24 protein-coding genes, 1 pseudogene and 1 riboswitch are annotated in these 24,619 nt (G+C 53.0%); of the genes and pseudogenes, 18 read left to right on the top strand and 7 right to left on the bottom strand.

Annotated elements, in window-relative coordinates; all coding sequences use genetic code 11:
• Positions 1-8: 8 nt before the first annotated feature.
• Positions 9-101: pseudogene (locus JMF85_RS28185) on the bottom strand (sporulation protein YjcZ); the annotation flags it as partial.
• Between the two features lie 200 nt (positions 102-301).
• On the opposite strand from JMF85_RS28185, the gene JMF85_RS21225 reads away from it, so the two are divergent.
• Positions 302-952 carry an SGNH/GDSL hydrolase family protein gene (locus tag JMF85_RS21225; protein ID WP_164751763.1) on the top strand — a complete coding sequence of 217 codons (651 nt, stop codon included), beginning with the start codon at positions 302-304 and terminating at the stop codon, positions 950-952.
• A gap of 101 nt (positions 953-1,053) precedes the next feature.
• Here the strand turns inward: JMF85_RS21225 and shc are convergent, their stop codons facing one another.
• Positions 1,054-2,979, bottom strand: a complete 1,926-nt coding sequence (shc, locus tag JMF85_RS21220) for a squalene--hopene cyclase (RefSeq protein ID WP_397376003.1) — start codon at positions 2,977-2,979, stop codon at positions 1,054-1,056.
• Between the two features lie 233 nt (positions 2,980-3,212).
• On the opposite strand from shc, the gene JMF85_RS21215 reads away from it, so the two are divergent.
• From JMF85_RS21215 to yhfH, 11 genes are all read left to right on the top strand, one after another.
• A complete protein-coding gene (locus tag JMF85_RS21215; protein WP_141334658.1) occupies positions 3,213-3,941 on the top strand; it encodes an amino acid ABC transporter ATP-binding protein in 729 nt (242 codons plus the stop codon).
• A gap of 26 nt (positions 3,942-3,967) precedes the next feature.
• Complete coding sequence (locus JMF85_RS21210; protein ID WP_127606378.1) at positions 3,968-4,819, top strand: transporter substrate-binding domain-containing protein; 852 nt, start codon at positions 3,968-3,970, stop codon at positions 4,817-4,819.
• 39 nt (positions 4,820-4,858) lie between these two features.
• On the top strand, positions 4,859-5,512 hold the full coding sequence (locus JMF85_RS21205; RefSeq protein ID WP_054799779.1) for an amino acid ABC transporter permease: 654 nt from the start codon (positions 4,859-4,861) through the stop codon (positions 5,510-5,512).
• A gap of 12 nt (positions 5,513-5,524) precedes the next feature.
• Positions 5,525-6,175, top strand: coding sequence for an amino acid ABC transporter permease (locus JMF85_RS21200; RefSeq protein WP_054797255.1), 651 nt, complete (start codon positions 5,525-5,527; stop codon positions 6,173-6,175).
• A gap of 79 nt (positions 6,176-6,254) precedes the next feature.
• On the top strand, positions 6,255-7,538 hold the full coding sequence (locus JMF85_RS21195; RefSeq protein WP_127606376.1) for a sensor histidine kinase: 1,284 nt from the start codon (positions 6,255-6,257) through the stop codon (positions 7,536-7,538).
• Positions 7,520-8,458 (top strand): response regulator, encoded by a 939-nt coding sequence (locus JMF85_RS21190; protein WP_054797256.1) that lies wholly within the window; start codon positions 7,520-7,522, stop codon positions 8,456-8,458. The genes JMF85_RS21195 and JMF85_RS21190 overlap by 19 nt, the downstream gene beginning before the upstream one ends.
• Positions 8,459-9,225: 767 nt before the next feature.
• Entirely contained in the window at positions 9,226-9,393 is a 168-nt protein-coding gene (locus JMF85_RS21185) for a hypothetical protein (RefSeq protein WP_155614220.1), read from the top strand.
• A gap of 27 nt (positions 9,394-9,420) precedes the next feature.
• Entirely contained in the window at positions 9,421-10,701 is a 1,281-nt protein-coding gene (aceA, locus tag JMF85_RS21180; protein WP_201318856.1) for an isocitrate lyase, read from the top strand.
• Between the two features lie 31 nt (positions 10,702-10,732).
• Positions 10,733-12,337 carry a malate synthase A gene (gene aceB / locus JMF85_RS21175; RefSeq protein WP_127606372.1) on the top strand — a complete coding sequence of 535 codons (1,605 nt, stop codon included), beginning with the start codon at positions 10,733-10,735 and terminating at the stop codon, positions 12,335-12,337.
• Positions 12,338-12,441: 104 nt separating this feature from the next.
• Positions 12,442-13,770, top strand: a complete 1,329-nt coding sequence (locus JMF85_RS21170) for a DRTGG domain-containing protein (protein ID WP_127606370.1) — start codon at positions 12,442-12,444, stop codon at positions 13,768-13,770.
• A 203-nt stretch (positions 13,771-13,973) separates the two neighbouring features.
• Positions 13,974-14,156, top strand: a complete 183-nt coding sequence (yhfH, locus tag JMF85_RS21165; RefSeq protein WP_164751762.1) for a protein YhfH — start codon at positions 13,974-13,976, stop codon at positions 14,154-14,156.
• 209 nt (positions 14,157-14,365) lie between these two features.
• Here the strand turns inward: yhfH and JMF85_RS21160 are convergent, their stop codons facing one another.
• Together JMF85_RS21160 and JMF85_RS21155 are read right to left on the bottom strand one after the other, a co-directional pair.
• On the bottom strand, positions 14,366-16,516 hold the full coding sequence (locus tag JMF85_RS21160) for a methyl-accepting chemotaxis protein (protein ID WP_201318855.1): 2,151 nt from the start codon (positions 16,514-16,516) through the stop codon (positions 14,366-14,368).
• Between the two features lie 85 nt (positions 16,517-16,601).
• Positions 16,602-16,692, bottom strand: a riboswitch (cyclic di-GMP riboswitch).
• Positions 16,693-16,902: 210 nt separating this feature from the next.
• Positions 16,903-17,109: a YrzA family protein gene (locus JMF85_RS21155; protein WP_127606364.1), complete on the bottom strand. Its 207-nt coding sequence runs from the start codon at positions 17,107-17,109 to the stop codon at positions 16,903-16,905.
• A 172-nt stretch (positions 17,110-17,281) separates the two neighbouring features.
• Between JMF85_RS21155 and JMF85_RS21150 the strand changes: the two genes are divergently transcribed.
• On the top strand, positions 17,282-18,700 hold the full coding sequence (locus tag JMF85_RS21150) for a hypothetical protein (protein ID WP_201318854.1): 1,419 nt from the start codon (positions 17,282-17,284) through the stop codon (positions 18,698-18,700).
• A gap of 151 nt (positions 18,701-18,851) precedes the next feature.
• Here the strand turns inward: JMF85_RS21150 and JMF85_RS21145 are convergent, their stop codons facing one another.
• Positions 18,852-19,361 (bottom strand): C40 family peptidase, encoded by a 510-nt coding sequence (locus JMF85_RS21145; RefSeq protein ID WP_127606362.1) that lies wholly within the window; start codon positions 19,359-19,361, stop codon positions 18,852-18,854.
• Positions 19,362-19,567: 206 nt separating this feature from the next.
• On the opposite strand from JMF85_RS21145, the gene JMF85_RS21140 reads away from it, so the two are divergent.
• From JMF85_RS21140 to JMF85_RS21125, 3 genes are all read left to right on the top strand, one after another.
• Positions 19,568-20,050 (top strand): DUF2569 family protein, encoded by a 483-nt coding sequence (locus JMF85_RS21140; protein WP_201318853.1) that lies wholly within the window; start codon positions 19,568-19,570, stop codon positions 20,048-20,050.
• A gap of 252 nt (positions 20,051-20,302) precedes the next feature.
• Entirely contained in the window at positions 20,303-21,043 is a 741-nt protein-coding gene (locus tag JMF85_RS21130) for a hypothetical protein (protein WP_201318851.1), read from the top strand.
• A 122-nt stretch (positions 21,044-21,165) separates the two neighbouring features.
• Positions 21,166-21,462 (top strand): DUF6509 family protein, encoded by a 297-nt coding sequence (locus JMF85_RS21125; RefSeq protein ID WP_054797261.1) that lies wholly within the window; start codon positions 21,166-21,168, stop codon positions 21,460-21,462.
• Between the two features lie 127 nt (positions 21,463-21,589).
• Here JMF85_RS21125 and JMF85_RS21120 read toward each other — a convergent pair whose 3' ends face one another.
• Together JMF85_RS21120 and JMF85_RS21115 are read right to left on the bottom strand one after the other, a co-directional pair.
• Positions 21,590-21,802, bottom strand: coding sequence for a cold-shock protein (locus JMF85_RS21120; RefSeq protein WP_201318850.1), 213 nt, complete (start codon positions 21,800-21,802; stop codon positions 21,590-21,592).
• Between the two features lie 130 nt (positions 21,803-21,932).
• Positions 21,933-22,313 carry a cytochrome-c oxidase gene (locus JMF85_RS21115; RefSeq protein ID WP_141334055.1) on the bottom strand — a complete coding sequence of 127 codons (381 nt, stop codon included), beginning with the start codon at positions 22,311-22,313 and terminating at the stop codon, positions 21,933-21,935.
• 280 nt (positions 22,314-22,593) lie between these two features.
• Here JMF85_RS21115 and JMF85_RS28180 point away from each other — a divergent pair, with 280 nt between their 5' ends.
• Together JMF85_RS28180 and JMF85_RS21105 are read left to right on the top strand one after the other, a co-directional pair.
• On the top strand, positions 22,594-23,151 hold the full coding sequence (locus JMF85_RS28180) for an NTTRR-F1 domain (RefSeq protein ID WP_174817567.1): 558 nt from the start codon (positions 22,594-22,596) through the stop codon (positions 23,149-23,151).
• A gap of 774 nt (positions 23,152-23,925) precedes the next feature.
• Positions 23,926-24,619, top strand: a 694-nt coding sequence (locus JMF85_RS21105) for an NTTRR-F1 domain (protein WP_201318849.1), incomplete at its 3' end; no start/stop codon positions are given.

Raw genomic sequence — 24,619 nt, 5'->3', positions numbered from 1 at the left:
CGGATCGATTATAAGAGCCAGCCGCGAAGAACAATAACAAGCAGAATGAACAGAACAAGGATGACGCCCGTGCTAGTGAACCCTCCGCAAGAACCGCCGCCTAAAAATCCCCTAGATAACGCCTCCTTTCCTTAGGAAGTGGTTGGCGGGAGGCGTGCTCTTTTCTTGGACTCCGTGTAAAATGTGTCCGGGAAATCTTGATCCCGGCTTTGATTCGTTGGCGGCAAAGGGGCGGCCGCATATGCAAATACTCCCATTATTGCGTAAGATAGTACATCACAATAAGAGAGGGAGGAACGGCATGTTCGTATATGCGGCATTAGGCGATTCCATTACGTTTGGTCAAAATGCAAGTTCCGTCGAGCGAATGTATCCCAGCCTGATCATTTCCATGCTGCGTTCCAAAGGCATACAAGCCAAACGAATCGTGCTCGCTCGTCCGGGATGGACAAGCGCTGATCTGGTAGATGCATTGGATACGGATCCTTATCCGTTTCGTTTCGTCGATACGGTGACGGTATGGATCGGCGGGGTTGATCTCATTAGCGGCGGCTTGCAAATGCTTCAAGGCTCCGGCAAGTCTGGTTTGGAAGCGATGATTCGCCAATATGAAAGAAGACTCGGTGCCATACTCCGCCACATCCGCACGGCCGGATCGTGCGACGTGGTCTGCTGCACCCAGTATAACCCGTTTCCGAACAGTCCGATCGCCGTGACCGGCATAGGCTTGCTGAATCAGGTCATCAGCGGAACGGCTGCCCGAACCGGCTGCTGCGTTGCCCGTGTGGATCAATGGTTCTCCGGTAACGAGCCGCATTTGATTGACGGCTACCGGAGCGGCAGCGTCGAGGAGGTTCCCCGCGGAATCACAGCGGTGCATCCGAACGATAACGGGCACAGCGTCATCGCGGCAGGCCTTTTACCCATCGTTTATTCGGGCCGGAAGCGTTAAAAGCCGAAGAACTAGGGGGATTTATATGGCCCGGGGCAACTCCGATGCGCCACCCGGCAAACGACCGGCTCAGCGCGTGTAAAATGGCTGTCGCCGGCCTCCTAACCGCTGTATTTTTTCCTGTAATGGCTTAAGGCCAGAAGCGGCCAAATGTACCGATAGCTGTGGTAATGCATATAAAATGCACCCGGAAGGCCCGCCCCGGTAGGATAAGCGGCGGCCCAACCGTCCTCGCTCAATAGGGCGAGGAGCCTTTGCATGCCTTTCTCCACTTCGGGAACCGGCTTCGGATGAAAGGCGATCAGGGCGTCCAGCGCCCATGCGGTTTGCGACGGCGTACTGGCCCCGAGCGGCACATACCGCATAAGCCGATCGCTTCTGCAGGATTCTCCCCAGCCGCCGTCGGGATTCTGGATGCTGCTTAGCCAGCTGACGCCTCTTTGCACAGCGGGATGGCCCGTGTCTACCCCCGCCGAGATCATTCCCGTCATCGCGGCCCATGTGCCATATATATAGCAAATCCCCCAACGTCCGTACCACGAGCCGTCCTCTTCCTGATGATCGATCAGCCAATCTGTTCCGCGGCGAACGAAAGGGTGCTTTAGGCCGAGCCCCGCCGTATTCCCCAAAAATTCCAAGGTTCGTCCCGTCAAATCGGCTGACGAAGGGTCGATAGCCGTCGCTTGGGCTCCGTCGATCGGGAGCCAAGCGAGCAGCTTGTTATCCGTGTCTCGTTCGAATGCGGGCCATCCTCCATCGCGATTTTGCATCGACAACAGCCAATTCAGTCCGCGGTTCCATGCATCCCGGCTGGGGGGATCGCTCTGCGCCAACCGCTTGATCGCTCTTAACGCTGCTGTCGTATCGTCCACATCGGGATTGATCGTATTGGAGTCCGAAAACCCCCAACCACCCGGTACGGGATTCCGGTTATGGAGGCTCCAATCGCCCAAAGTCCGCTGTTGCTTGGAAACGATATAAGAGGCGGCGCTCCGGATCGCCTTGCTTTCGGGGGCAACCCCGGCTTCCTGCAGCGCGTGGGACAGTAATGCGGTATCCCAGACGGCCGATGGCGAGTTTTGCAGAAACATCTTCCCGTCCGAGCTGCAGACCATGGCCGTTAAGCCCCGAACCGCACGGGTAATGACCGGATGCTGCTTGTCATAGCCGAGCGCGAGCAGTGCGAAGATCATCAGAAATGTGCAGCTTGCATAGCTGTAGAGCGTTCCGTCCGGCTCGATCCTCTCCAGCATGTATTGCTCCGCCCGTTTGGCAGCGGCCATATGCAGCTTGCCAGGGATGCCGACGAGCTTCCCCAGGCCCGCCTTGATTTCATCAAGCAAGGCTTGAAAGCCGTCTGCGGGCTGTCGTTGACCGGCCGGGCCCGACGGGTCCAGGCTGCCTGACCGGGCGGCCGACAAGTCGGACAAGTCGGACAAGTCGGACAAATCGGGGGAGGCTTGCGTTTTCATAGCGAATCGGCGATCGGCCATGAGAAGAATGGGAGCAAGATGCACTCTCGCATAAGCGGAAAAATCGAAAAAGTTAAGCGGGAAAGACGGAGGGAGCAGCAAAAATTCAAGAGGAATGAAGAGTGAAGCCGGCCATGGATATTGACCGGTGGCCGCGAGCAGCACGATGGTCAGCAGGCTGTCGATGCTGCGGACCCCGCCTTTTGACAAGATGTACTGCTTGGCTTTCCTCATCGACTCGTCCGATGTGGCACTGTATCCCGAATACAAAAGCGCATAGTAAGCTTCCACCGTGGCGGACAAGTTCCCTTCCTCTTCATCGTGAAACAATTTCCAGGAACCGTCGGCTTGCTGGGCAGCTGCAATCCGGTCGTGCAGCTGCCGGATCAGGCTTTCGTCGGGCTCCTGCAAGGTTCGCAGGACAACGATCATATAGGCATCTGTTACCGTTCCGTTCTCAAAGCAAAAGCGCCATGACCCGTCTTCCTTCTGCAGCCGCAAAAGCTCTTCCGTCAGGCGCTGGATTTCCGAGTTTGTCTCGCTCATCGTATCCATCCGAGCATCCACCCTCCCTTGTCCCCTCGTTCCCCTTGAACCAATCGCGCCAATCAGCATCGCATACGTTCGCAGTTGATCGTCTTCTCCATTATATGAAAGGTGATGCGGATAACATGCGATTCCGATTTTCTTCGTCGTTTCCGGTAGAAACTGGTAGGCTGGTGTTTACACTAGCTTTACAAGAGGTTAAATAATCAGAAAGTCGATTCATCCAAGAGGGGGGGATCCGGTTGATCAGTTTTCATCAGGTTCAGAAGCATTACGGCAGCTTTCACGTCTTAAAGGATATTAATCTGCGCGTCAACCTAGGGGAAGTCGTGGTCGTCATCGGTCCCTCGGGCTCCGGCAAAAGCACATTGGTTCGATGCATCAACCAGTTGGAGAAGATTACGAGCGGCGACCTGATTGTCGATAACGTGAAAGTGAACGGCAGGGGCACCGACTTGAACAAGCTGCGCCGGGAGATCGGCATGGTGTTTCAACACTTTAATTTGTACCCGCACAAAACGGTTCTGCAGAACATTACGCTGGCACCCGTCAAGGTGCTTGGGGTATCGGAGACCGAAGCGAAAGAAACGGCGATGTTCTATCTGCAGAAGGTCGGCATCGCCGAGAAGGCCGGCAGTTATCCGGCGCAGCTGTCGGGCGGCCAGCAGCAGCGGGTGGCGATCGCCCGGGGACTGGCGATGAAGCCGAAGATCATGCTGTTCGACGAGCCCACCTCGGCACTCGATCCCGAGACGATCGGAGAAGTGCTCGATATTATGAAGACGCTGGCCAAGGAAGGGATGACCATGGTTGTCGTGACGCATGAAATGGGCTTTGCCCGCGAAGTGGCCGACCGCATCGTCTTCATGGATCAAGGGCGAATTTTGGAGGAAGCGCATCCGCGCGATTTCTTCTCCCAACCTCGGGAAGAACGGGCGCGTTTATTTCTTAGCCGTATCCTCAATCACTAATTTCATGAGAAAAGGGTGGATGAACGATGAAAAAAACGTGGAAAAGCATGGTAGGTCTCAGTTTGGCTGTTGTCTTAAGCGCGACGGCATTAGCCGCATGTACGCGGGTGGAGCCGGCGCCAAGCGCGAAACCGGAAGACAAAGCGCAGGTTACGCCTGCGGCAGGCACGCTCGCTGAAATGAAGAAGCGCGACAAATTCGTCGTCGGGGTCAAGTACGATCTGAACTTGTTCGGGCTGAAGGATCCGGGCACCGGCAAGGTCGAAGGCTTCGATATCGACATCGCCAAGGCGATCGCGAAGAAGGTGCTCGGCGACGAGAACAAAATCGAGCTGAAGGAAGTAACGTCCAAGACGCGGATTCCGATGCTGCGCAACGGCGAGATCGATGCGATCATCGCGACGATGACGGTTACGGAAGAACGCAAGCAAGAGGTCGACTTCTCCGACATTTACTTCATGGCCGGCCAGTCGTTCCTCGTGAAGAAGGACAGCCCGATCAACGGAATCGCCGATATCAAGAAAGGCACGAAGGTTGTGACGGCTAAAGGCTCGACATCCGCTGTGAATGTTCGCGCCAAGGCGCCTGACGCCACGGTGCTTGAGTTCGAAAACTATGCGGAAGCGTTCACGGCGCTCAAGGCCGGGCAAGGCGACGCGCTGACGACCGATAACGCGCTGCTCTACGGGATGGCCAAGCAAGATCCGAACTACCGTGTCACGGAAGGCGCATTTACCGAAGAACCGTATGGCATTGCAATCAAGAAAGGCGATCAGGAGTTCGTCACGCTCGTCAACGATACGTTGAAAGAGCTGAAGAATAACGGCGAATACGACAAGATCTATGAGAAATGGATCGGATCGAAGCCTGCGAAATAATGTAAAGATGTGATGCAGAAGGAGAAGGGAGCTTGACGAATGCTTGATCTTACCGTGCTGACAGAGCATTGGGGGATGTACGCGGAAGGGTTCGGCAACACGGTCAAGGCAAGCGTCTTGGCGCTGATCGGCAGCTTCGTTCTCGGAACGGTGTTCGCCGTATTCCGCATAGCGCCTTACCGTGTGTTGAATTGGGCGGGTACCGCTTATGTGGAATTTGTTCGAAACATCCCGCTCATTCTCGTCGTATTCGTATTCTTCGTCGGCTTGCCCGCCGTAGGCGTCCGGCTTGATTCGTTCACAGCCGGAACGCTTGGGCTTACCGTATACACGGCGGCCTTCATCGCCGAGACGGTTCGCGCGGGGATTCTCTCCGTGTCCAAAGGCCAGATGGAAGCGGCCCGATCGTCGGGCCTGACGTACATCCAAGCGATGCTTCATGTCATTTTGCCGCAGGCCATCAAAATCGTGATTCCTCCGATCGGCAACCAGTTTATTAACCTGGTGAAGAACTCCTCGATTCTCGGCGTCATCGCCGGTCTCGACTTGATGTACTTCGGCGATCTTATCTCTACAAGGACGTTCATTACGTTTGACGTCTACATCATTGTCGGCTTATTCTATCTCGTTCTAACCGTTCCGCTCAGCCTGATGGTCGGGTACCTGGAGCGGCGTTTAGAGACGAACCGCTAAGGGGGGAGATCCATGGATTTTACAGGAGCGTACTCTCCCGAGCATCTGTCGTTCTTGCTCCAAGGATTTGGGGTCACGCTGGAAGTAGCCTTCTACTCGATCGTGCTTAGTTTTATCGTCGGGACCGTGCTCGGCGTTGTGCGTTACGCCAAAATTCCCGTCCTCTCGCAGGCGGTGGTATTGGCTGTGGAAACCGTACGGAACCTGCCGCTGCTGTTGATCATCTTCTTCACGTACTTCGCATTGCCGGAAATCGGCTTTAAGCTGGATAAGATGTTCGCCGCCGTGCTGGCCCTCGTTATTTTCGAGTCGGCGATGATCTCCGAGATCGTGCGAAGCGGGCTGAAGTCGGTCGAGAAGGGGCAGATCGAAGCGGCCCGGTCGTCGGGGCTGAACAATGTCCAGACGCTGTGGCATATCGTACTGCCGCAAGCGCTGCGGCGCATGGTGCCGCCGATCGTCAGCCAGTTCATCTCCTTGCTCAAGGACACCTCGCTGGCGGTCGTCATTGCCCTGCCGGAACTGATGAACCATGCGCAAATCATTAACGGCCGCAATGTAAACTATGTGATTCCGATCTTTGTATGCGTAGCGGTCATGTATTTTGCCGTTAACTATGCTTTGTCGGTGCTGTCCAGGCGGCTCGAGCGACGCGTTTCCTAAATTTCATTGGTGTTAAAGATCGCCATTTCTTAGTAATATAGGAATGGGGGTCTTATTTTTTATCGAAAAGAGGGAGCATGTGCGCGAGCGACTTGCCATCTTAACCATCATTATGTTCGCGACGGCGTTCTTCGGGGAAATGAAAGTAAATCCGTTCGGAGGCTCGTTCCGGTTCTCGTTAGGCATCGCCGCCTTCTTCTTCGGCTTACTGTGGTTTCGTTCCGTTCCCGTTATCCCCACCGGCTTGCTGACCGGCGCGTTCATCTTGTGCTTTCGTCTCAGTTTCGATCAATTTTTTTACGGTATCGCCTATACGGACAGTTTACAAGCCCACTTGCCGTCGGCCGTTTATTACGTCAGTTTTACGCTGTTGATCCATATGAGCCGGGCGCGACGGCACCTGGAATTTCCGTTTCGGGTCGGGTTAATCGGCACGGCGGTCGATTTTACTTCCAACATGGTCGAACTGCTGGTCCGCTACTCGCTGGGCGATCATATCTCGCCGACCTGGCAAAGCATCTCGCTTCTGCTGCTTTTCGCGTCCCTGCGCAGCATGTTCGTTGTAGGGCTGTATAACAATTTCTCCATTCGCCAATTGCGCGCCGTAGGCAAGGTTCGTCAGCAGGAATTGGAACGGCTTCGGATGATTAATACGAATCTCTATGAAGAAACCTTTTATTTGCGCAAATCGATGGCCCACCTCGAGGAAATTACGCGTAAAAGCTATCAGTTGTATAAGCGGTTGTGCGAGACGGATCATCAGGACGCTTCTACAGCCCTGCACGTTACGGAAAATGTGCATGAAGTCAAGAAAGACTCGCAGCGGATCTTGGCAGGCTTATCCAAGCTGATGCATCAAGAGGAGCTGGCTTCCCGAATCACCGTCATGGAACTGTGCGGCCTGGTCATTCGCACGAACCGGAAGTATGCGGAAATGTTAGGCAAGCCGATCGCTTTTCATGAATCGTGCGGCATTCCATTGGTCACGTCGCAAATTTATGCGCTGCTGTCGGTATTGAACAATCTGGTCGCCAACGCCGTGGAGGCTATCGGGCATGCGGGCCGGATCGAGCTTGCTGTTCATGTGGACGGGCGGGATCTCGTATTTCTCGTTGCCGATACCGGTCCCGGCATCCCGCAGGAGGAGCAGGAATGGGTGTTTCAATCCGGATACACGACGAAATACGATACGGAAGGGAATGCCTCGACGGGAATCGGGCTGACGCATGCGCTCGGGATTGTACATAGCTTGAACGGAACGCTAAGGCTGCTCCCGAGCTCCAGAGGGACGCGTTTCGAGGTAAGGATTCCTATCGATCAATTGCTCAGTAAGGAGGTGGTCGCATGCTCCGTTTCTACCTGATTGAAGACGATGCGGTCGTACGAAGAATGCTCGAGCGCATCATTAACGAAAGCGGGCTGGGAGAGATTGCGGGTCAGGCGGAGGATGGTCTTCACGTTTCGGCGGATCAGCTATACGGGATAGATGTCGTCCTGATCGATCTGCTGCTCCCAGGACTGGACGGCATTCGAACGATCCGGAAATTGCAGTCGGGGGGATTTGCCGGCCGGTTTATTATGATTTCCCAGGTGGAAAACAAAGAAATGATCGGGGAGGCTTACCAGCAGGGCATCGATACGTTCATCCAGAAGCCGATCAACCGCCTGGAAGTGCTGTCGGTCTTGAAGCGGGTGGCCAATCATATTACGCTCGCGGTATCGCTCCATTCGATACGCAAGTCGCTGCAGCTGCTGGATGAGAAGGGCAAAGAACAGACGGAGCCCGGAGGCGGCAGGAGCGAATCGGGCCTCGGCTACGGCACCTACGAGCAAAACAAGCTTGAGCAGAAGGTTCGTCAGATGCTGCTGCAGCTCGGCATCGCCGGGGAAGCCGGGGCCCCGGACCTGCTGCTGATGATGCAGTGGCTGCATCAGGACGAACGGGGGGAGGAGCTGCTGTTCGAGCTGCAGCTCAAGGAAATTTACATCCAGGTGCTGCACAAACTGCACGGTCACAAGGAAGACGACCCGGTCGTGCAGCGCGAGGTGCGCGCGATGGAGCAGCGAATTCGCCGCATGGTGCTGCAAGCCTTCACGCATCTGTCGTCGATGGGGCTGGCGGATTATGCGAATCCGACCTTCGAGCATTTTGCGCCTCGGCTGTTCGATTTCCAGGAGATCCGCTTACGCATGCATGAGCTGGAAGCCGATGTGAAATCAACGAAATGCCGGATCAACGTCAGAAAGTTTTTGTCGGTTTTCTACATGGAGGCGCTCGGATAAAGCAAGTCGAAACAAACAGCAATTCTACACAAGCCGGACGTAAAAGCTTCACGCGAAGACAGGTTGAGTATGTTATAGGTGATTAATAGCAAAGCCACACCCGTATACGCTGCGTATACGGTTTTTTTCAGTTGAACCAGAGGCCGAACCTCGCTCCAGAGAAGCAATGCGGTCAATAGCGCATACCCCGTGAGCAGCAGCGGGAAAAAACTTCAGATGAAAATTTAATATATAACACAGTTTATTTTAATAAAACAGTATTGAACATAAATAATTATTGTTATATATTTATATAAAATAATTTAAATGTTTTATAACATTAATACGGGAGGTTGTTTCCATGGAAAGATCAGGATGTCAAGGCAGTGAAGAACTGGAGAACCTGGCGTCGCACGGAAGTCCGAACGCGCTTCAAGCAGATTGCACCTGTGAGGAAACGGTTTTTTTACCCGCTTTCCCCGGTTTTTTTAACCATGTATCATTCTTTGCTGCTGGAGGCCGGGTGAGGTTGTCCGTCTTACGAAACCGCACGCCGCATGACCTGGAACGAGGTGGATGATCAAAGAAAAGCCCGTTTGCTTTCCTCAAGGAAAGCAAACGGGCTATTCGGGCGATACGCTTGATGGACAAAAGACAGGATGTAAAGTTAATTGTTATAAAACAGATTAATAATAAAAAAACAGTATTGCACAATGGTAAGTATTGTGATATAAAATATATATGAAATTAAAAACTGTATTAATACATTGGAGGAGGGGAGAACGACAATGGACTGTCCGAGATGTCACGGTAACGGAGAATTGGAGAGCAGCGCCGGGAGTGGAGCTTCAGGTTTGAATGAAGAGAAACATTACGGAGCGGACCGGGAGCGGGGAGCTTGGCCTGCCACCTGCCCCACCTGCGAAGGCAGCGGTTATTTAGAGGAATCGATGTAACTACAATATTAAAGGAGATTGATAACGATGAGTGATCGACAACAACAACAGGAACAATTGCAGGCAAGCTGGAGCTCCAAACGGTATGAAGGGATTACACGGCCTTATTCGGTTGAAGATGTGCTTCGTCTTCGCGGATCTGTCTTGGTTGAGCATACGTTGGCGGCTCGGGGGGCCAAGAAGTTTTGGGAGCTGGTCAACTCGGAAGATTTCGTTCCTGCTCTCGGTGCGCTCACGGGCAACCAAGCCGTACAGCAAGCGAAAGCCGGACTTAAGGCGGTTTATTTGAGCGGTTGGCAGGTAGCTGCCGATGCGAATTTGTCCGGTCACATGTACCCAGATCAAAGCTTGTATCCGGCTAACAGCGTTCCGCAAGTCGTGAAGCGCATCAATCAAGCGCTGCAGCGGGCCGACCAGATTCAACATTCCGAAGGCCAAAGCAGCATCGACTTCTTTCTGCCGATCGTGGCGGACGCCGAGGCCGGCTTCGGCGGACCGCTCAACGTGTTCGAGCTGATGAAGGGAATGATCGAAGCGGGGGCGTCGGCCGTTCATTTCGAGGATCAGTTATCCTCGGAGAAGAAATGCGGCCACTTGGGCGGTAAAGTGCTGCTGCCGACGCAGCAGGCCGTTCGAAACCTGATCGCCGCACGGCTGGCAGCCGACGTCCTGGGCGTAGAAACGGTATTGATCGCCAGAACGGATGCGAATGCCGCTCGCCTGTTGACAAGCGATATCGATGAGAACGATCGTCCTTTCCTGACAGGCGAGCGTTCGCCGGAAGGCTTCTACTATGTAAACGACGGCTTGGACCAAGCCATTTCCCGCGGTCTTGCCTATGCGCCTTACGCCGACATGATCTGGTGCGAGACGTCCGAGCCGAATCTGGAGGAAGCGCGCCGGTTTGCCGAGGCGATTCATGCGAAATTTCCAGGCAAATTACTCGCTTACAACTGCTCCCCGTCCTTCAACTGGAAGAAGAAGCTCGATGATGCCACGACGGCCAGGTTCCAACGTGAGTTAGGGAAAATGGGCTATAAGTTCCAGTTCGTAACGCTGGCCGGCTTCCACGCCCTGAATCACAGCATGTTTGAGCTGGCATACGACTATAAGGATCGTGGAATGGCTGCATACTCCGAGTTTCAGCAAGCCGAATTTTCCAGCGAGGCTCGCGGGTATGAAGCGACCCGTCACCAGCGCGAAGTAGGAACGGGTTACTTCGACGAGGTGTCGCAAGTGATTGCGGGCGGTACCTCGTCTACCACAGCGCTTGAAGGCTCGACCGAGCAAGAGCAGTTTACCCATTGAGGACAGTCGACCCAAGAAGGAGAGGAATCGGATGGCCGGTAAGACGCTGCCGACAGGCATACAAATAACGGGCGAGGTTTCCAGCCCTGAACGGGAACATATCCTTTCGGCGGAAGCGCTTGAGTTCGTGGCCGAATTGGAACGCAAGTTCGGCGGGAGGCGGCAAGAACTTCTGCGCGAGCGCGACGTCCGGCAGGCTCGTATCGATGCCGGAGAACGACCCGACTTTTTGCCGGAGACGGCATCGGTTCGGGAAGGCGACTGGAGCATTGCTCCGGTCCCTGCGGATTTACAGGATCGACGCGTCGAAATAACGGGCCCGGCCGGTGACCGGAAGATGGTCATCAATGCGTTTAACTCCGGAGCTTATGTGTATATGGCCGATTTTGAGGATGCCAATTCGCCGACATGGGACAACTCGATGGACGGTCAGGTCAACTTGCGGGATGCGGTCAACGGTACGATCCGGTATAGAAATCCGGACGGAAAAGAATACCGGTTGAACGACAAAGCGGCGACTCTCAAGGTGCGCCCCCGCGGATGGCATCTCGAAGAGAAGCATATTCAAGTGGACGGCAAGCCCATTTCCGCTGCATTGCTCGATTTCGGACTTTTCTTCTTTCATAATGCGAGAGCTTTGCTGCAAAAGGGCAGCGGACCTTACTTTTATTTGCCGAAAATGGAGAGCCATCGGGAAGCCCGGCTGTGGAACGACGTATTCGTCCATGCCCAGGATGCGCTCGGCATCCCTCAGGGCACGATCAAGGCTACGGTGCTGATCGAGACGATTTTAGCGGCTTTCGAGATGGACGAGATTTTGTATGAATTGCGGGAGCACAGCGCAGGCTTGAATTGCGGCCGGTGGGATTATATTTTCAGTTACATCAAAAAACTGCGCAAACAGCCCGACGTCATTTTGCCCGACCGCGGTCTTGTTACGATGGAGACGCCTTTCATGCGATCCTATTCGCTGTTGGCCATCCAGACCTGCCATAAACGGGGGGCGCACTGCATCGGCGGCATGGCTGCGCAAATTCCGGTGAAGAACGATCCGCAGGCAAACGAAGAGGCGATGCATAAAGTGCGCGCGGACAAATTGCGGGAAGTCAGGAACGGCCACGACGGAACATGGGTTGCGCATCCGGGGCTCGTTCCGGTCGCCCAAGAGGTGTTCGACGAGCATATGCCGTCGGAGAATCAAGTGGACCGCCAACTGACGGATATCCGGATCGCCGCGAAGGATCTGCTTGAGGTGCCTTTAGGCCCGATTACGGAGAAGGGCGTTCGTACGAACGTGAGCGTTGGCCTGCTGTATTTGGAAGCATGGCTGCGCGGATATGGAGCCGTTCCCATCCACAATCTGATGGAAGACGTGGCGACGGCCGAAATATCCAGAGCCCAGCTGTGGCAGTGGATTCATCATCCGAAAGGGGTGCTGGAGGACGGCCGCAAGCTGACGGCAGATCTGTTCCGCCAAATTCAATACGAAGAGCTGGCGCGTATCGAAGCCGAGCTGGGCGAAGATACGCTCCGCACCCGGAAATTCGACGTGGCCTCCGCGCTATTCACGCAGATGACCGTCTCGCCGGAGTTTGAAGATTTTTTGACGCTGCAAGGCTACCGGTATTTAGATTAACAGAACAGCATCCGAACAGCATCCTTTTGGGGATGCTGTTCTTTTTGCGCCAAGTATACTATAATTGTCTAAATATTATAGTACAGTTCGGTGGGGTGCGGAACATGAACCTGGGCCATTCGGAGCTCAATACGAAGCATGAGCAAATTACGAAATACATCGAGTCGTTGAGTGTGGGCACGAAGCTGTCCGTACGGAAAATCGCTCAAGAACTGGATGTCAGCGAAGGAACCGCTTATCGGGCTATCAAGGAGGCGGAGAACAGCGGATTGGTCAGTACGAAACGCCGGATCGGCACGATCCGCGTAGAGAAGAAAGAGGAGCCCCACATCGATAAGCTGACGTTCGAAGAAATCGTCAATGTGGTGGAAGGGGTCGTGCTGGGCGGAGCGGCGGGCATCCAGAAGTCTTTGAACAAGTTCGTCATCGGCGCCATGCAGCTCGAAGCGATGCTTAAATATATTGAAGCCGGCAACCTGCTGATCGTCGGCAATCGTGTACAAGCCCATATGTGCGCGCTCGGTCAAGGCGCGGGGGTCTTGATTACGGGCGGATTCGATACGACTCCGGAGGTCAAGAAGCTTGCCGACGATCTGGAACTGCCGATCATCGGTACGACTTTCGATACGTTCACCGTGGCGACGATGATTAACCGGGCGATCGAGGACCGGTTGATCAAGAAGCAAATTATGGTCGTCGAGGACATCATCCGCAAGGATTCCCCGGTCTATTCCTTGCGGCCGACCAATACGGTGGAAGAGATGCAGGAGCTGGTCGTGGAAACGACCCATACCCGTTATCCGGTCGTGGATGAAGAGATGAGACCGGTGGGCATGGTGACGACGAAAGATATCCTGGGGGCCAAGCCTTCCGAAACGATCGGCAATTTAATGACGCACCATCCGCTTGTCATCAGCGCGCGAACGTCCGTCGCTTCCGCCGGTCATACGATGGTGTGGGAAGGCATTGAGCTGCTGCCGGTTATTGATGCAGAGCGGCGCATGATCGGCGTCATCAGCCGTAAAGATGTCATGAAAGCGATGCAATACATGCAGAAGCAGCCGCAAAATGCGGAAACGTATGAGGTACAAATTTGGTCCGGATTTGAAGAATTGCGCGACAAGGACGGCAAGCTGTTCTTCAAGGGGACGGTGACCCCGCAGATGACGAATTTTGAGGGCCTGGTCTCGGAAGGCGTCTTGTCGACCGTCATCATCAGGGCCGCTTACAGAACGGTACAGGAGCAGAAGAAGGGGGATTTGATCATCGACAGCTCCTCCAGTTATTTTCTGGTGCCTTTGCAAATTGACGATGTGATCGAAATCATACCGACGATCGTTGAGCTAAGCCGCAGATTTTGCAAAATGGATCTGGAAATAAGAAGCAATGGGATTCGAGTGGCGAGAACGATGGTAACGGCGCGCATTTTGTAAGGCCGCCGTCCCTGGAGTTTCATCGATAAGGAAGCACTGGCCGATGCGCGAAGGCGCAATCGGCCGGTGCTTCTTTGGTTAAGACGCATACACCTTTCACGAATGTTATATAATAATGAATAAAAGTCTTGAACTGTTTCGAATACTGTTATATAATAAAACACATCAGATCAAAATATTATATGATAGTGGAGGGTTTTATGATGATGAAATCAACCCGGTTTCTAGAGACGCTCGAGCCCAAATGCTGTGAGAAGTGCGGACAATCGGTGGAGCAGCTTGCAGATTGTCACACGAACGTTTGCTTTCAATGCAATGAGTCGAACTTTTATCCGTTATCCCCGGTCAATACAAACAAACCGTTTCACACCGTTGTTTACGAATGAGGGAGGGTGCAGCCATCGCAGCCGTCCAAACAACAGAAGATCGCAACCCATGAAGCCAATACGGTTCGTGCGGGTGCGATCTTCTTTGTTGTTTTTGGGATCCCCCAAACGCAAACGAAATCGACAGCTTGGGTCATGCGGTATAGAAAAAGCCGGACTTTCCAAGAGATCGACTCTTGAAAAAGCCCGGCTAAAGCCATGATGGCGGTTTATACGACCGTATACCTTCGAATTACCTGCTGAAGCTCCTGCGCCGAAGCATGCAGCGCCTCGGCGGATGCATGAATTTCCTGCATGGTCGCAAGCTGCTCCTGCGACGATGAGGACACCTGCAGCGCATTGTCGGCGGATACGCGGGAAATGCTGACGATTTCGCCCATGGAGGCGGTCACCTGCTGCGTACCGGCCGACATTTGCTCCGCGGCCGCCGATACTTCTTGAATTTGATGGGCCACATGCTCGACCGCGCTCATGATCTGTTCGAACGCGTCACCGGTTTGCTTGATGACCTCTTGACCTCGTTTCGTTTCAAGTACGCCTTCGTTCATATGTACGGACGCATCCTTCGTTTGCCCTTGAATGTGTTGAATCAGCTCGCTAATTTGAGCGGCGGCCGTCTTCGTTTGTTCTGCCAGCTTCTTCACCTCGGAAGCGACCACCATAAACCCGGCCCCGTGTTCGCCGGCTCTAGCGGCTTCAATAGAGGCGTTAAGCGCCAGCAAATTCGTTTGGATGGCGACGTCCGTAATCAAGCTGCTGATGCTGCCGATTTCTTGCGATCGTGCGCCCAGCTCCTCAATGACCTTGGCGGAAGTGTCGACGTGCTTGTGAATATTTTCCATCTGCTTGACAGCCTTGCGGACAGCGTCGTTCCCTTTCTGCGCAAGCTGGGACGTTTGCGTTGCGGCTTCGGAGACACTGGAAGACGTCTCGGCGATCCGCTGTACGCCCTGAGCCATTTCTTCCATGGCTGTGGACGTTTCTTCCGCGCCCTTCAGCTGCGTATTCGCACCCTGGGCAACTTCCTGAATGGCATCCGTGATCCGATTGCTGGTCTCGGTCGACTGGGAAGCGCTTTGCGTCAACGACTGGGCGGAGACCGCCACCCGTTCCGATACGGTAATGCTCGTCTGAATGGCGTTGCGGAACGCCTCGGTCATCTGATTGAACGAGTTGCCCACAATGGCAAGCTCGTCCCGGGTTTGAAGCTGTACCCGCGAGGTGAGATTGCCGTTTGTCACTTCCGTGGCCGTTTGCTCCAACGCGGAGACGGCTCGTTTGACTGACAAATAAAAGCTTATAAAAATATAGAGCAAGGCGAGCGTGATGAGCAGACCCAACAAGACGAGCAGCGTATTCTTCTGATGTAAGCCAGTTAGCTTCGTCTGCAGCAGATGCTCATAAGCCTTCAGCTCGGTGTCGTAATGAATTTGAGTTTGCTTGACGAGATTAGACAGGTCATCGAATACCGCTTTGGGAGTCTGATCTACTTGTTTAGGTATGATGATCTGATTGTTTATCCAGCGATTCAGTTGGAGAACGAGCTGGTTATGCTCCTGCCAAGCATCGAGAAGTTCGAAGCTCAGCATCTCGTTCTCCGTTCGGAGCGATTCAAGGTTGCCTTTAACGTTGTCCATCGACGTGCGGATTTGGTCCAGCAGCGATGTCAGGGTTCGTTCTTCCGCGGTGAAAATCGGCGTTTTCGCCCCCGCGTAATGAACGGCCAGAGCACGTGCTCGTCCGACGCGATCCATCAGAGTGGGGAATTGGCGGACTGTCGAGTCCATTAAATAATAGCTGTCTAGCTGGGAATCGAGCACGAGATGCGACGCATTGGCGATTCGCGTGATGATCGCCCGGGTATCCGTCAAGATGGCACCGTATTGGTCCAATGCATCTTGACCCGTGAGGCTGACGCCCCTGCCTTTCAGTTCCGACCATTTCGATTGAAGAGCTTTCCATTGTTCCGTCGAATTCAAGCTCTCGCCTAACCGGCCATCCAATTCGTTCAGCCCGGCCACGATTTGATTCAGGGCTTCCTCATTGGCAGCTAATTGGGACTTCAAATCTTTATCGCCGTGTATGGAACCGACAATCAATGCGCGGTGAACATCGACCGCGATCAGAAAGTCGTTTAACCGGCTCACGTACTCCAGACCGACCTGCTTTTGCTCGGTGAGAGCGATTTCTTTGGCGGACGCGGACAATTGCAAATACAAGAAGATGCTGAGCGGTACGAGCACAAGCAGTCCGATTAATAAAAACTTACTGGCATATTTGAAGCGGTTCATAAGCCCGATGCCGGGGGTGAAAATAATGAGGAACTTCTGTCTGCGCTGAGTTCGATTACCGTTTGCCATGCTAATGCCCTCCTGATTGTTGATTGAATACATAAAAAAGAGACCAGCCATCACCGGTCTCCGCGCCAGGTACCAGAGCCGAGCGTTCGGAAGCTGGCTGGCATACGAAACTCCCGTTTCGTGAAGCCCCTGTAGCTTTGCGGCCTGCACTTTCGTACAGTGTGCCTTTTCGTGTCTTATTTCCTAGATCCAGTCGTTTATATGAGCTTATCATACTATTATGTAATAGAATTGTAAAGATTTGTAGAAAGTTGTTCCAAAATGTAGAAAGGAACGGAATTTAGTCTTAATGCTATCGTACAGAGTCGGAGAGCGGCGGCCGGCTTTCGCCGCCGGTGCAGGTCCGGATTTGCGCAGCCTGGCCGCTTGGGACGCGTCCTGCCGCTTTACTTCGCCTTAAAATGAACGACGGCGCTGTACGACAACTTGCCCGCATTGGGATCAAATACGGTGTGGTGCTGAACGGCAAATACGTCCAACATGAGCGCTTTGTTGTTTTCAATTTGCTGGTCGATTTGACGCTCCAGCGATTTCAAGTCGTACGCTTGAAAAAACTCCACCTTGTTTTCGATTCTTTCCAAACGGAACTCCACGGTAAATCCTCCTCGATCTCGGGTAGTATGCTGCTCTTATGATCACATCTTAACAGTATGCCGGGACGGATGCACGTACTTTCCGTTATCGGCTCCTCCCTCCGCGAACGCCTATCCCATCGCCTGCATAGGATGTAGGACTTCACGAGTCAAGGCGGGAGGGTGGTTTCGAGTGGATATTCAACTGGTTCCTCTGCATGGCGTGTACCTCGCGTTTATCGTTTTCATCATGGCGCTACTTATTATGAGACGCGACACGGCCATGATTTGCGTGGTCGGGATTTTGACGCTCGGCCTGCTGGCGACGGAAACCTTAAGCGGCTCCGTAGCCGGTATTTTTAACAGCTTTATTTATGCCACGAAGGAATTGATCGGCACCATTTTCATTATTTCCATCATCGTGGCGATGAGCAGGGTGTTGATCCAAACCGGCGTGAACGAGATGATGGTCGCGCCGCTGACCCGATTTTTGCGTACGCCGGCCTTAGCGTTCTGGGGGATCGGTCTGATTATGATGGTCACGTCCTTCTTCTTCTGGCCGTCGCCTGCTGTTGCGCTGATCGGCGCGGTGCTGCTGCCCGTTGCTGTCCGGGTCGGATTGCCGGCGCTGGGCGCTGCGATCGCGATGAACCTGTTCGGGCACGGCATCGCGCTTTCCGGCGATTATATCATTCAGGGCGCGCCCAAGCTAACGGCCGATGCGGCCGGTTTGCCGGTAACGGCGGTCATGGAAGCAAGCATTCCGCTTGTAGTCATGATGGGGCTTGTAACGACCGTCACGGCCTACTGGATGATGCGCCGCGATATGAAGAACGGCACGTGGCGGGACGGACTCGTGACGGGCGGCTCCGCTCCGGATAGCCTCAACGGAGCGGAAGGTATACCCGCAGCCGGTACGGTTGCGCTTCCGCTGCGCGTTAAGCAATGGCTGGCGGTACTCATTCCGCTGTTATTTGCGGCGGACCTTGCAGCGATGATCTTGCTCCGCCTGCAAGGCGGAGATGCAACCGCACTCATCGGCGGTACGGCGGTGCTCATTCTGATCGTCATGGCGCTGCTGGCTCATCGAAATCGGGGCTTGGAACAAACGACTGTGTATTTGATCGAAGGGTTTCAATTCGGCTTTAAAGTGTTCGGGCCTGTTATTCCGATTGCCGCCTTCTTTTACCTTGGCGATGCGGCCTTCACCGAACTGTTCGGCAACCGCCTTCCCCAAGGCTCGTACGGCATCGTCAACGACCTTGGCGTTGCGCTCGCTCACAATGTTCCGTTGAACGATGCGGTTGGTGCCCTCACGTTGGCCGTTACGGGTGCGATTACGGGTCTGGACGGCTCCGGGTTCTCCGGCATCTCGCTCGTTGGCTCGGTCGCGCAGCTGTTTGCAGGCGCAAGCGCCGCAGCTACGGCCACCTTGACCGCGCTCGGGCAAGTGGCGGCTGTCTGGGTGGGCGGCGGAACCCTTATTCCGTGGGCGCTCATTCCGGCGGCGGCGATTTGCGGCGTGAGCCCCTTCGAGCTGGCGCGGCGCAATCTGAAGCCGGTGCTGATCGGCTTGGCGGTCACGACGATCGTGGCGATGTTTCTGATGTGAGCAGGGAAACCGCGTTCCGGCAGCGAATAGATGAAGGTATATACTTGGGGATGAGGCTATGAATATAAAAAAAGAGCAGAGCTCTTCGTGAGCTCTGCATGTTTGCAGTCAAGCTATGAGATAATAAAATAATGGCCTAGAGGTATTCCCCTTATTTAATCACGCGACGTGCTGTTACGTAAGTCTTGTCCCAAATGCTGCCTTTAAAATTGGAAATGGTAACTCCCACGCCGACTTTATACGTATGAAGTATTTTTCCGTCGCCCATATAAATGCTGACGTGATTAATAACCCCGTCTCTGTTCGTATCCGAGAAGATTAAATCGCCCGGCTTCAACTTGCTTTTTGGAACATAGGTGCCTGCTTTAGCCTGGTCCCTGGACGAACGGGGAATGTTGATGCCGTTTCGTTTAAATACATATTGCGTGAACGAGGAGCAGTCAAAGGCTTTGGTATTTCCGGCTTTAGCTCCGAATTGATAACGTGTCCCGAGATATTGTTTACCCGTTGAGATCACTTTGTCCGCTACGGAAGCATTGCTTGCGACGGCCGCTTGAGCCGACTGAGGCGCCAAGAACATGCTGCCCGAAAAAAACAGGGAGAGGCTAAGGCTGACTCCCACCAAGGTTTTACCGAGACGGTTTTTCTTCGTGTTGTTCATCTCTTATTTCCTCCCTTTAGGTTGTTGTTTGGATACGGCTTGTCCGCAAGAACAACGATACCATATCTTAAACTTCCATGAATTACCGGCGGTCGGAGCGAAGCCCTTCGCGCCTGGGATGAGCCGCTACTATTAGAATTTCATTAGAAAAGTTTAATGAAAAATTTCTTGACATCGATAAATCTCAATATCAGGGGGAGCTAAGCATGGTTTCAAGCCAAAATGACTTGCAGGAAGGGAGTCCGGGGAATTTGGCCCAAACGCAGCTAACGGATACGAGTCGAGTCTTTGCCGGCATTAGAGGATGGCTGAGCCTGCCGGCTGTAGGCCTTGTTTATTCGTTGGCGGCAACGCTTGTCAGTTTGTTTATGAGTGACTCGAATGCTGCGGTCAACAAGCCGCTTTATTACTTTTCTTATACGTTAAGCCTGCTGTCGATTCCTGTATATCTGATCCTCATTGCGAAATGGTGGAAGAGAAGCCGGACGCTGCCAAACTTAATGAAGGCTTATTATCTCGTAAATATAGGGGCTAGCTTGATGATCGCTATGTATTTGTTCGCCGTTCAAAAGGAAAGCATCGATGAGATGAAGCTGGCGGCGAATACGGGCTTGACGGTAATCGTATCGTGGATCTGGATGATGTATTTTCATATATCCAAACGGGTAAAAGCTACTTTTACCGAGTAACGGTTTGATGAACGGAATTCAAGCCGTTAGAATCGTTTTCCCGCAAATGGGGTATACTCGTCGTAAACGTTGCAGCCGCGGCCGCCTCGGGCATTCGCTGGGGCGGAGCCGGATGCGCGCTTTGCACCTTTGTGGGGGCCTTCTGCTGGAGCGCCTGATTTAACAAAATGTTTACATAGTTCACGTATGCGGTTAACATCCGTCTTCTATCCTATACCTATAGACTGAAGTACTCTCAGGAGGCGGATCTCATTGAAACGTTGGCTGAAGAAATACGCTGCTCACCTCATGCTGCTGATCCTTCTGAGCTTGACCGCTATCCCGTTTGAAGCGATCGCGGGAAGCATCGGGCCTGCCGCGGCATTCCGGAACGAAGTCTTGCGTACGTCTACCGGGGAAGCGCCGCTCGTATCCGTAATGGAAGCTAAAGACCTCCCCGGTCAGCTCGTCACCGTACAAGGGGTCGTCGTGAAGAATCAGGTGCGAATCCGCGGCGGGAAGCGGTCGGTCCATATTCAAGACGAAACCGGAGGCATTCACATCTATGATTATCGCGGTCCCGATGCGAAGGCGGGGAATCGGATTCAGGTGACGGGCGTGGTTGGCGACCGCCAAGGCCTTCTGGAGATTCGTCCGACAGCCGCCCCGATTCAGGTGCTGCAAAAGAATAAGTCCGTACCTGCACCGAGCTCACTGCAAATGGCCGATTTGAATCATGCCGGACGAGCGGAAGCGTTGAAAGGACAGCTGGTAAAGCTGCCCGGACAATTGAAGGAGCTTCCTGCCGGGCCCACGGATGGCGTTTACCGCATTCCGGTCGCGGATGAAGCAGGGAACGTCATTACGCTGGTTGCGATGGAGGGTCTGCTTGATCTTCATGAGATTCGAGTTGGGGGCACCTATGAAATTACAGGCATTTTGAGTCAATACGAAACGTACGAAATCATTCCGCAGAGCCCTGCAGATCTGGTTGCGATAAATCCGAACAAATAGAACGACCTATTCAATGCCGGCTGCTGCTTCAAGCCGGCCTTATTTGTTTTTCTCAAGGAAGCTTCCTATAATGAAAGAATCACACGTTTACTAACTTTAGAAACAGAAGGCGGAATGAAGCAATGTTAACGGTTACCGGATATGAAGTGGAATTGGTCAAGGACCCTTATGGAATATTAGCGGGCAAGCGGTACGAGTTCGTCCTGGATATCGAGGTGCCCGAGGATGACGAATTGTACTCCGAACAGGGCCTGTATATTCGGGTCATTTATAAAGTCGAAGAAGACAGCAGCGGAATTGTCAAATACGAAATTTTCGAGCGAACGACGGAACGTTATCTGGAGTTTGAGATGGAAGACGATGAGATTGCGCTCGTGGATGCGTTTTGTAAAGAGCATTTGGCGCAAGCGGCGGAGTAGGATAAGGGAATGCCGACAGGCTCTCCCGAATCCCAAACCCGTTCGACCGTTTACAGGGCCTCTTCTTCGTTCGGATACCCCTGCATGCAAAAAGACTGCCTCTCGGGCAGTCTTTTTGCATAGGAAATTACGCTTCTATCGACTTATTAATCAGAACAGGCGACTTATTAATCAGAACAGGGAGTTGTCTCGTGCCTTGTACCATATCCGAATTGCAAAATGGACAGACGGGACTTTTTTCAAACGTGAAGTTTTGTCTCATCCAACCGGTGCAGCTCTCTTCGCCGCACAGCCAAATGGATGTTTCCTCAATGGGGACCGGATCCGGTTTCCTGTACAATTGACGGCCTCCTCCTCGGCATCATGTTAGCCAGTGCATTTCTTACATGATATGCAGCTTATGGAGTGTTAGACCGAAAACTTGTCCGCGAGGAGCCAGGTGCCCATTAAGCTTACGAAGTGCTTATCCTTTACGGGGCAGGGGTTGGACGGACCTGTTGAAACAAGTTGATCGTGAACAGGATAACGCCGATGACGACCAACAGTGAACTCACGATCGTGATGGGCAGGAATGCCATATTTTCGGTCGTAATTTGCAAAGCGATGCTGATCTGCATGATCGGGAGGCCGATATTGTGGAGCCAGAAGTGTGTTTTGGCTAATTTGGTTTGCCCCGCACCCGGATAGAAATGATAGATAAGACCGAATAAAGCCATCGAGACCCAGCCGAGCAAGTTAAAGTGAGCGTGAACCGAGGTCAGCCTGAAATCGTGAATGATGCCCATCACCATACCGAGCAGGACCCCCACCGTAAAATAAATCGCAGCCAGCTTCAAGTAACGTTGTGCCACTAAAATCACTCCATTTTCCATAGTCGTACTTTTCTCAGTATATGAGCCTTTCGTCATTTCAAGAAGTTACACGTGCCATATGCATCGCCCATTCATTGCTCGGTGCATGCCCTTTTTTCGAGGGTTAGAAGACGTCACTGTTCCGTATAATCTATGAAACTATTACCAAATGAATGGAAATGTATAGTTGTCCTCCGGCTTCATCTATGCGACATACTTTATATGAAGTGGGTTCAAGTTAATCTACTTGTATCGGCTAAAAATATGGAGGTGAGCAAAGTTGCCGCTAAACAATATTGTAGTAAACGGGGGGTTCGAAACCGGGTCGCTGGTCCATTGGCTATCGCTGAACGCGTCTATTAACAGCGCTAACAGCCATTCCGGGTTCTTCAGTGCGCAGCTGAATGGAGGAGGCTTAAACTCGTTCATCGTCCAATTCGTTCCGATCACGGCGGGGGATAATCTGGAGCTGTTGTTTTCGTTGGCCAAACTTGGCGCCCTGCCGAACCCGATCGTCAGTACCTCGGTTTCATACTACGCCTTATTTAACTTTCTGGGGACCGGTTTGATTGTGAATAACATTTCCTCCCGTCTTCCGGATGCGGCGACGGACGATACTTGGCTCGAAGTGTACAATGTGACGACTCCGGCACCTGCAGGCACGACGCAAGCGTTGATCGCGATTAATGCGCTGCCGCAAGCCGGAACGGCTGACGTACTGGTAGACGATGTCGAGGCTCTGGTGGTCACAGGTGCAGGGGGAGCGACAGGAGCGACGGGCGTAACGGGAGCCACGGGGGCTACGGGAGCAACAGGAGCCACGGGAGCGAAGGCGTAACGGGAGCAACAGGAGCCACAGGACCTACAGGTGCGACAGGTGTAGTAACACAAATTTTAAACCAGCAGTTTACAGATATTATTCCGTTTGATGTCCAAAATAACGTAACTCTAACACTGATCGCCACATTAGGTCCAGGTCAAAAAATAAAACTGGACGGGAATGTTTCAGGAGTTTTTGAGCAATCGGCTAATTCCACCCTTATCTATGGATTTAACATCTTCTTTAGGAGAGGCGTAACCATTCTTACTAATGAAATTGATGATGTAGTTTATTTCCTTAGTGGCGGTATTACCATTCAAGGTTTTTTTCAACAGATAAGTACGATTACATGGGTAGATGATCCGCCGCCAGGAACTTATACGTACACTTTCTTTATAATAGCCAGTACGGGTCCAGGAGTGAATTTGGCAAACAGCAACTTTGGGGAAAGAAGTTTCACGGGTACCATTTATAAAGGATAGACAGTGGACGGGCACTTGCCGATGTGTCTCATGATGAAGCAATGAAGGCAAGGAATCAGAGGAAGGGCTGGTAAGCAGCCTTTCCTCTCTTTTTTAAATCTTATATATAGTGTTAATAGAACCAAAAAATAGTTACTTGGAGTCAAATGGGGCTCTATTTTTCTACAAATCTACTAAACAATAGAGTAAGAATGGATGTTTGTCCTTTGGCATACGCCGACTCCATTCTCATTGTGGTGACATACCGTAAATTAAGTTGGTTCAAGGCAACATATGTGAATCGACTTAAATGAACTGGAGGTGAGTTAAATTGCCGTTAAACAATGTTGTTGTGAACGGCGGATTTGAAACGGGAACGCTGGACCCTTGGCTTTCGCTGAACGCGTCTATCAACAGCGAACACAGTCATTCCGGTTTTTTCAGTGCGCAGTTAAATGGCGGAGGATCAAACTCTTTTATATCCCAATTCATTCCAATTACGGCGGGAGAAAAATTAGAGCTGCTGTTTTCGGTGGCCAAGATCGGCGACTTGCCGAACCCAATCGTCAGTACGAGTGTTGCATATTATGATAGTGCATTTAATTTCCTCGGTATTGGCCTGATCGTGAATAACATCTCCTCCCGGCTTCCAGACGCGGCGACGGATGATACTTGGCTCGAAGTTTACAATGTGACGACTCCGGCACCCGCAGGCACAACACAAGCGTTGATCACGATTAATGCGCTGCCGCAAGCAGGAACAGCTGACGTACTGGTAGACGATGTTGAAGCTCTGGTGGTCAGCGGAGCGACAGGCGCAACGGGAGCCACAGGAGCGACGGGAGCCACGGGAGCGACAGGTGCGACGGGAGCCACAGGCGCAACGGGGGCAACGGGAGCCACTGGAGCAACGGGAGCGACTGGTGCGACAGGCGCAACAGGAGCCACGGGAGCGACAGGAGCAACGGGAGCCACAGGAGCCACGGGAGCCACGGGAGCGACAGGAGCAACGGGAGCCACAGGTG

Origin of the sequence: Paenibacillus sp. EPM92, assembly GCF_016586185.1 — a bacterium.
GTDB lineage: Bacteria > Bacillota > Bacilli > Paenibacillales > NBRC-103111 > Paenibacillus_G > Paenibacillus_G validus.
Note: the sequence above shows the minus strand (reverse complement) of the source record. Positions and strands in the feature narration are given on the sequence as shown.